The 2,142-nt window shown below is 46.0% G+C and carries 2 protein-coding genes; both read right to left on the bottom strand.

The window, feature by feature from the left end:
- Positions 1-80: 80 nt before the first annotated feature.
- Positions 81-812 (bottom strand): IS21-like element helper ATPase IstB, encoded by a 732-nt coding sequence (gene istB / locus ABD734_RS07800; protein WP_239416364.1) that lies wholly within the window; start codon positions 810-812, stop codon positions 81-83.
- Positions 805-2,040, bottom strand: a complete 1,236-nt coding sequence (istA, locus tag ABD734_RS07795) for an IS21 family transposase (protein ID WP_344703131.1) — start codon at positions 2,038-2,040, stop codon at positions 805-807. Before istA ends, istB begins: the two co-directional genes overlap by 8 nt.
- Positions 2,041-2,142: the final 102 nt, after the last annotated feature.

Genomic DNA, 2,142 nt, shown 5'->3' with positions numbered 1-2,142 from the left:
TGTCAAGGGCAACTTAAAATTGTAGGTTTTCGGCAATCTAAAAATGTAGGTTTTTGACAATGTAATTTGTGGAGGAAAGCCTAAGTGTGTTTCATCCGGTATGACTTACCTTTAATTTTATAAATCTTTACATGGTGGACCATGCGGTCCAGTATCGCTGCGGCCGTTTCCGGACTTTTGAATAGTTCACCCCATCCAGAGAGTGCGATATTGGTGGTGAATATCGTTGAATGGGTTTCATAGCGCATGTTCAATAACTGGAAGATCAAGTCGGCTTCATGCTTCTGAATGGGGAGGTAGCCGATTTCATCAATAATCAACAGCTCGTATCTGGCATACCGTCTGAGCACACGCTCAACGGTCCCTTTTTCATAAGCGGCCCGAAGTCGGATCAACAACTCATGGCAGTTGATGAACAGCGTGCGTTTCTCCTGACGGCAGGCTTCGACCCCCAGAGCAATCGCCAGGTGGGTTTTACCGACACCAGGGCTGCCGATGAAGACAATGTTCTCTTTAGATTCCATGAACCCCAGATGTTTCAATTCAAGGACGGCCGTGCGGTTCAGGCTGGGTTGAAAATCAAAATCGAACGTATCGAATGTCTTCACTTTAGGAAAGCGTGCGCGGTGAATCGCACGCGCCATCTTCTTTTCTTTTTGAAACTTCATTTCTTTGTCTGTGATTTCCAGAAACGCACTCGTCAGCGACATGTCTTCTGTATGAACCTTATCCAACAACACCGGATAATATTCACGCATATTATTTAAACCGAGGGCTTCAAAATTGGACAGAAGCGTTTGATAATCACTCATGGACACCATCTCCCACCGCATCATATAACTGCAGGGATTCATGGATATACGCATGGATATCATCGTCCGGCCGACCAGCCAGCAGATCCGACTTCAATATGTTGAACATATCTGCCTGATTATAATTGAATCTTTGGGTGGTTAACGGGTGTGAACGCACCGTTTCTCCGTTATAATAAATGTGTATGTTGTCCTCAGTATCCGACAGTTCAATCTCAACCGTCTTTCCAATATACTGGGGATCTACAGAGTACTTACATTTACGGAACTGAACCATCGCCTCTTTAGAGACCACTCTCGTCAATTGGTCTTCAAAGTACGGCTTCAACAGGTCTTCAGGGAGTGGATGTAGGTGCTCTTTTTCTTTATCCAGCCACAGTGCGTCGGGGATGGCGTCGGTCGCCTGGGAGACTTCCGTATTGAGTTCATGACACAAATCATGGACGATATGGATCAAATCCACACTGTCATCGAACTCATGGTTATAGACCCGCAACCGGTCCATCGTCCGTGCCAGTGCCTCGACCATCCCTTTGGTCTGGGGACGGTATGGCCGGCAGGCAATGGGCTGAAAGGCGGCATCCTTACTAAATGCGTAGAACCGTTGATTAAACACGACCTTATTATATTGGGTGCTGGATTGATCCACCACAGTCCGCATATTATCAAACCAGATCTCCCCCGGTACGCCGCCAGTGTGGTGAAAGGCATCGTCCAGACATTCAAACAAGGTGTCCTGATGGCGATCAAAGGTCAATGTGATGTATTTCTTGCGGGAAAACGACAGGACGTATAAGAATATGTTGAAACGGAAGATCTCGCCGTGCCGGCTGATTAAAGTCATGTCTTCTTTCCAGTCCACTTGCCCGGCTAAACCGGGGGTGTGGGTCACGCGCATGGTTGCCTGCTTCTGACGGGTTTTCCTCTCTTTTCGACAGTACTGCTTCACCAGACTGTAACTCCCGTCATATCCCTTTTTTTCAATGAATTTAAATATACTATACGCGCTGCACTGGATTTCCAGTTTGTCATGGATGATTGGTTTAAATTCATCCAGCTTACTTTTTCTCTTCACCCGTTTTTTCTTCTCTGGGTACTGTGTCTCTGCTTCATAGGCCGCTTTCACCGTCCGGTAATCGCAGCCATACTGCCGGGCCAATGCGGCAAAGTTGGGTTTGATACCATCGTTCATAAATTTCCTGACTCCTTCGCGTACGTCTTTTCTCATGAATATCCTCCTTCGATGTCATAAGAAAAGCATACAAAAAAATGTAGGTAAACCAACAATTTTCAATTGCCGATTTCCTACATTTTAATACTGCCATTTACA

This window comes from Salinicoccus jeotgali (assembly GCF_039538805.1).
GTDB lineage: Bacteria > Bacillota > Bacilli > Staphylococcales > Salinicoccaceae > Salinicoccus > Salinicoccus jeotgali.
The sequence above is the reverse complement of the archived record's forward strand: the minus strand, read 5'-3'. Positions and strand labels throughout refer to the sequence as shown.

Bases quoted from the DNA above. Each gene is read 5' to 3' on its own strand.
- istB (WP_239416364.1), bottom strand. From the start codon at position 812: ATGAGTGATTATCAAACGCTTCTGTCCAATTTTGAAGCCCTCGGTTTA.
- istA (WP_344703131.1), bottom strand. From the start codon at position 2,040: ATGAGAAAAGACGTACGCGAAGGAGTCAGGAAATTTATGAACGATGGT.